The organism is Burkholderia sp. E168m23 (genome assembly GCF_016586125.1).
Taxonomy (GTDB): Bacteria; Pseudomonadota; Gammaproteobacteria; order Burkholderiales; family Burkholderiaceae; genus Burkholderia; species Burkholderia orbicola.
Genome location: NZ_BCPP01000574.1, coordinates 1 through 4,667 on the forward strand (window position 1 = coordinate 1; position 4,667 = coordinate 4,667).

Consider the following 4,667-nt stretch of genomic DNA (forward strand, 5'->3'; position numbering starts at 1 on the left):
ACGGCGCCGTATCGGCCGTCGTGCGAGACGCTCGCGCGATACGGCCCCTGCAACAGGGGTCGCGCAACGCGGCATGACAGCGATGTCATGCCGCGTTGTTATTTCAGGCTTCCGCTCGCTTTCGTCGCATGAATGATCGCCGCCGCGCGTCGCGGCGTGGCATGGAATAACCGGCCATCCCTGTCCGTTTACATACCGAGTTCCGGCACCGCCGGCCGGCGGGATAATGATCGCGACGCAGCCGATCGTCCCGTCCGGCGGCACCGTGTCGCGACACGACGTCAAGGAGAACGGGAATGAAACGGATGCTCTTCGCCACCGCGCTGACGGCGGCGATCGTGCGGCCGGCGGCCGCGGAACCGCCACAGGTCGGCGACGGGAAACTGGTCGACGAAGCGCACATGACGTTGTACGTGTTCGATCGCGATGCGCCGGGCAAGAGCATGTGCGACGGCACGTGCGCAGCCAACTGGCCGCCCGCGCTCGCCGACGCGTACGACAAGGCGTCGGGGGCGCTGAGCCTCGTCGCCCGCGACGACGGCAAAAAGCAGTGGGCGTACCGCGGCCGCCCGCTGTATCGCTGGAAGATGGACCACAAGGCCGGCGACGCGGGCGGCGACGGAATCGGCGGCATGTGGCACGTCGCACGGCCGTGACCGCGCGGCGACGCGCGAGGCATCCCGATGAGCTATGAGTCGGACCTGCTGGTGTGGCTTCCGCATCTCACGCGCTATGCGCGTGCGCTGACGGGCGAGCGCGCGTGGGCCGACGATCTTGTGCAGGACACGCTCGAGCGTGCGCTGAACCGGCCGCCGCGCGACGGCGGCAACCTGCGCGCGTGGTTGCTGACGCTGTTGCGGCACCGCTTCATCGATCAGTTGCGCGCGCGGCACGAGATCGCGGTCGACGACGCGACGGCGCCGTGGCAGACGATGGCTGCCCCCGCCGGCGAGGTCGGCGGCCTGGAGTTGCGCGACGTGCAGCGCGCGCTGTACCGGCTGCCGGTCGAGCAGCGCGAGGTGCTGCTGCTGGTCGCGCTCGAGGAGTTGAGCTATCGCGATGCCGCGCAAGTGCTCGGCGTGCCGGTCGGCACGGTGATGTCGCGGCTCGCGCGGGCGCGTGCGCAGATGCGCGCGTTGCTGTCGGACGCGCCGTCGCCGCACGGCACGGCCACGTTACGGGTGATCGGGAAGCCATGATGGACGATCCGCGCAAGCCTTCGAATCAGCAGGACGACGATGCGTCGGCGCAACTGCTGTCCGCGCTGCTGGACGGCGAACTGTCCGGGCACGAGCGGCGCGAGATGCTCGAGCGCCTGCAGTCCGATCCGCAGGAAGCCGAACGATTCGCCCATTACCGTGCTCAGCGCGATGCGCTGAAAGCACTGTTCCCGTTGCCGGCCGCCGCGCCCGCGTTGTTCGTGCAGCGCCGCGCGCCGCGCTGGCGCGCCGTCGCCCACGCGTTCGCCGGGCTGGCGGCCGGGCTGCTGATCGGTGTCGCGCTGCATGCGGGCTGGGTGGCGTTCGGCCGCGAACCGGCGTTCGCCACGCGCGCGGATGTCGCGTACGCCGTGTACGCCGCCGACCACGAGCATCCGGTGGAAGTCGGTGCGGCCGATCCCAAGCGTCTCGCCGCGTGGCTGTCGGCGCGGATTGGCCGGCCGGTGCGCGCGCCGTCGCTCGACGAATACGGTTACGCGCTGCTGGGCGGTCGATTGCTGCCCGGCGACGCGGGGCCGGCCGCGCAGCTCATGTACCAGCGCGCGGACGGCGCGCGCGTGACGCTGTACATGACCGCATACGATGCGCGTCGCCTCGCGCCGCGGGCGATGTCGGCCGACGGTCGATACACGTATTTCTGGTCGGATCGCGGCATGGGTTATGCGCTGTCCGGCCGTGGCGACGAACGGCGTCTGCGCGAACTCGCGATCGACGCATGCGGCGCGCTGGGCGGGCCGACCGACGCGTGGAAGGGATGACGTGCGGTGCCCGCGGGGAGCAGGCGATGAAGACGGCGATGATGAAGGGGGTGGTGCTGACGGCGGTCGTCGCGGGCACGATGCTTGCGCAAGCGCAGGGCGATGCACCCGTGCGCGTGCCGGTCGATGCCGATGGCGTGCAGCGCGTGACGATCGTCGGCGGCAGCTATTTCTTCCGGCCGAACCACGTGATCGTCCGCGCGCACGTGCCGGTCGAGCTGACCGTATCGGCCGAGCCCGGCGTGGTGCCGCACAGCTTCGAGATCGACGCGCCGCCGCAGGCGGGCATCGCGGTGCATACCGAGCTCGGCACCACGCCGAGAACGTTTCGTTTCACGCCGCAGCAGCCGGGCCGGTTCGCCTACTATTGCACGCACCGGCTGCTGTTTTTCCGCAGCCATCGCGAGCGCGGGATGGAAGGCGTACTCGATGTCGAGGCAGCGCCGTGATCGCCGCGTTGCTGGCCGCGAGCCTGATAGGAGCGAGCATGACAGCCGATCCCGTGACCGTCGCGCAGTCGCATTTCGACCACGTCCGCTCGTACCGCGCGACGATCCGCTCGTCGGCGCGCGACGGCGAGCGCACCGAAATCCGCTACGCGTACCTGAAGCCGGGCTTCGTCCGGATGGATTTCGTGTCGCCGCATCGTGGCGCGGTGCTCGCGTACGATCCCGGGGACGGCAAGGTGCGGCTGCGCCCGTTCGGCACGCATGCGCCGCCCGCGCTGACGCTGTCGCCGTCCAATCCGCTCGTGCGCGACCGCGCCGGCCACCGGGTCGACCGCTCGGACGTCGGCGAACTGCTGCGCAACGTGCATGCGCTGCAGCAGGGCGGCGCGACGGTGATCGAAGGCGAGGAAGCCGTCGGCGGCCGGACCGCGCAGCGCGTGCTGGTCACGGGCGCGCCCGCGCACGCGGTCGACGGCGTGCATCGTTACCGGTTGTGGCTCGACGCCGCGGATGGTTTTCCACTGAAAGTGGTGAGCTACGCCGACGATGACGACGTGCCGCTCGAAACCGTGACGCTCGACGACGTGGAGATCGACGTCGCGTTTCCCGAGCGTTTCTTCGCGCCCTGACGGCGCGCCGATCCGCGTTCCCGAACGCGCATGCCGGAGGCTGCATGGCGGAATACCGGTTTTCGACGACCTGGCGGGTGGATGCGTCGCTCGCGGCGGTCTGGGATGCGATCTATCAGGTCGACCGCTGGCCCGACTGGTGGAAGGGCGCCGTGCGTACCGTCGAGCTCGAGCCGGGCGACGCGCGCGGCGTCGGCGCCTTGCACCGGTATACATGGAAGGGCGCGCTGCCGTACCGGCTGACCTTCGACATGCGCGTGCGGCGCGTCGAGCGGCCGCATGCGCTCGAAGGTCGTGCGAGCGGCGCGATCGAGGGCGACGGACGCTGGTCGTTCGCCGCCGCCGGCGCGCGCACCGTCGTGCGCTACGACTGGCACATCCGCACGCATGGCTGGATGAACTGGCTGGAGCCGCTGGCACGGCCGCTGTTCCGATGGAATCACGACGTCGTGATGCGCGAAGGCGCGAAGGGCCTCGCCCGGCGGCTGGCCACGACCGTCGAGACGGAGGGCCGGATCTTCCGGCCGCTGACGGACGCGGACTGCGCCGACGCGTGAAGCGGCCCGGCGACGCCGGCGAACGAGCACGTCGCGGCAGACGAAATCGGCGTCCGCACGGTTTTTTCGATGCGATGTCATCGGTCTCAGGAACTCCGGGCTTACCCGGTGTCCAAACGGGGCTGGATGACAGGCGCGGGCCGCTCGAGCCCTTCCGCCGGGGCGGTTGCGTACGTCATGGATTTGTTTTGAAAGGGTTTTTGGTTGTTTTCGTGGGTTTTCCCGCCGCGTCGCCGCCCCAAAAATTCCTCTGGTTCCCCTTCTTGAATTTGTCAAAACCCGTCCATATAATTAGCACTCGCTGCACGAGAGTGCTAACAATTCTCTGCCGGGCGATAAGCCGGGCAGATTCCCTAAGCGTTCTTCAATCTCAGTCAAGAGAGGAGTGAATATGAACCTTCGTCCTTTGCACGATCGCGTGATCGTCAAGCGCCTGGATCAGGAAACCAAGACCGCCTCGGGCATCGTGATCCCCGAAGCTGCTGCTGAAAAGCCGGATCAAGGCGAGATCCTCGCGGTCGGCCCGGGCAAGCGCGACGACAAGGGCGCACCGATCGCACTCGACGTGAAGGTCGGCGATCGTGTCCTGTTCGGCAAGTACGCAGGTCAGACCGTGAAGGTCGACGGCCAGGAACTGCTGGTCATGCGCGAAGAAGACATCATGGCCGTGGTCAACGCCAAGTAAGCGTCCTCCGACGGTACATATTCCCAAGAATTCAAGGAGTTAGAAGATGGCAGCTAAAGACGTCGTATTCGGCGATTCCGCCCGTTCGAAGATGGTCGAAGGCGTGAACATTCTCGCCAACGCAGTCAAGGTCACGCTGGGTCCGAAGGGCCGCAACGTCGTGCTCGAGCGCAGCTTCGGCGGCCCGACGGTCACCAAGGACGGTGTGTCGGTCGCGAAGGAAATCGAGCTGAAGGACAAGCTCCAGAACATGGGCGCGCAAATGGTCAAGGAAGTCGCTTCCAAGACCAGCGACAACGCAGGCGACGGCACGACGACGGCAACCGTCCTCGCGCAATCGATCGTTCGCGAAGGCATGAAGTACGTCGC

At 68.0% G+C, this 4,667-nt stretch carries 8 protein-coding genes; all 8 read left to right on the forward strand.

Annotated features, from left to right (window positions below; all coding sequences use genetic code 11):
- Positions 1 to 296 precede the first annotated feature (296 nt).
- Complete coding sequence (locus JMF90_RS24960; RefSeq protein ID WP_006476747.1) at positions 297 to 656, forward strand: hypothetical protein; 360 nt, start codon at positions 297 to 299, stop codon at positions 654 to 656.
- A 27-nt stretch (positions 657 to 683) separates the two neighbouring features.
- Entirely contained in the window at positions 684 to 1,199 is a 516-nt protein-coding gene (locus tag JMF90_RS24965; protein WP_006476746.1) for a sigma-70 family RNA polymerase sigma factor, read from the forward strand.
- A complete protein-coding gene (locus JMF90_RS24970) occupies positions 1,196 to 1,978 on the forward strand; it encodes an anti-sigma factor (protein ID WP_027807803.1) in 783 nt (260 codons plus the stop codon). Before JMF90_RS24965 ends, JMF90_RS24970 begins: the two co-directional genes overlap by 4 nt.
- A gap of 26 nt (positions 1,979 to 2,004) precedes the next feature.
- A complete protein-coding gene (locus JMF90_RS24975) occupies positions 2,005 to 2,427 on the forward strand; it encodes a quinol oxidase (protein WP_201316761.1) in 423 nt (140 codons plus the stop codon).
- Entirely contained in the window at positions 2,424 to 3,056 is a 633-nt protein-coding gene (locus tag JMF90_RS24980) for a sigma-E factor regulatory protein RseB domain-containing protein (protein WP_041489164.1), read from the forward strand. The genes JMF90_RS24975 and JMF90_RS24980 overlap by 4 nt, the downstream gene beginning before the upstream one ends.
- A gap of 44 nt (positions 3,057 to 3,100) precedes the next feature.
- Complete coding sequence (locus tag JMF90_RS24985) at positions 3,101 to 3,613, forward strand: SRPBCC family protein (protein ID WP_201316762.1); 513 nt, start codon at positions 3,101 to 3,103, stop codon at positions 3,611 to 3,613.
- Between the two features lie 391 nt (positions 3,614 to 4,004).
- The gene (locus JMF90_RS24990; RefSeq protein ID WP_011544732.1) at positions 4,005 to 4,298 is read left to right on the forward strand and encodes a co-chaperone GroES; all 294 of its coding nucleotides are present in this window, start codon (positions 4,005 to 4,007) and stop codon (positions 4,296 to 4,298) included.
- Between the two features lie 46 nt (positions 4,299 to 4,344).
- A partial coding sequence (locus tag JMF90_RS24995; RefSeq protein ID WP_305790757.1) for a TCP-1/cpn60 chaperonin family protein occupies positions 4,345 to 4,667 on the forward strand: 323 nt, incomplete at its 3' end.

Coding starts and splice junctions, on each gene's coding strand:
- JMF90_RS24970 (WP_027807803.1), top strand. CDS start 1,196: ATGATGGACGATCCGCGCAAGCCTTCGAATCAGCAGGACGACGATGCG.
- JMF90_RS24965 (WP_006476746.1), top strand. CDS start 684: ATGAGCTATGAGTCGGACCTGCTGGTGTGGCTTCCGCATCTCACGCGC.
- JMF90_RS24990 (WP_011544732.1), top strand. CDS start 4,005: ATGAACCTTCGTCCTTTGCACGATCGCGTGATCGTCAAGCGCCTGGAT.
- JMF90_RS24985 (WP_201316762.1), top strand. CDS start 3,101: ATGGCGGAATACCGGTTTTCGACGACCTGGCGGGTGGATGCGTCGCTC.
- JMF90_RS24975 (WP_201316761.1), top strand. CDS start 2,005: ATGAAGACGGCGATGATGAAGGGGGTGGTGCTGACGGCGGTCGTCGCG.
- JMF90_RS24960 (WP_006476747.1), top strand. CDS start 297: ATGAAACGGATGCTCTTCGCCACCGCGCTGACGGCGGCGATCGTGCGG.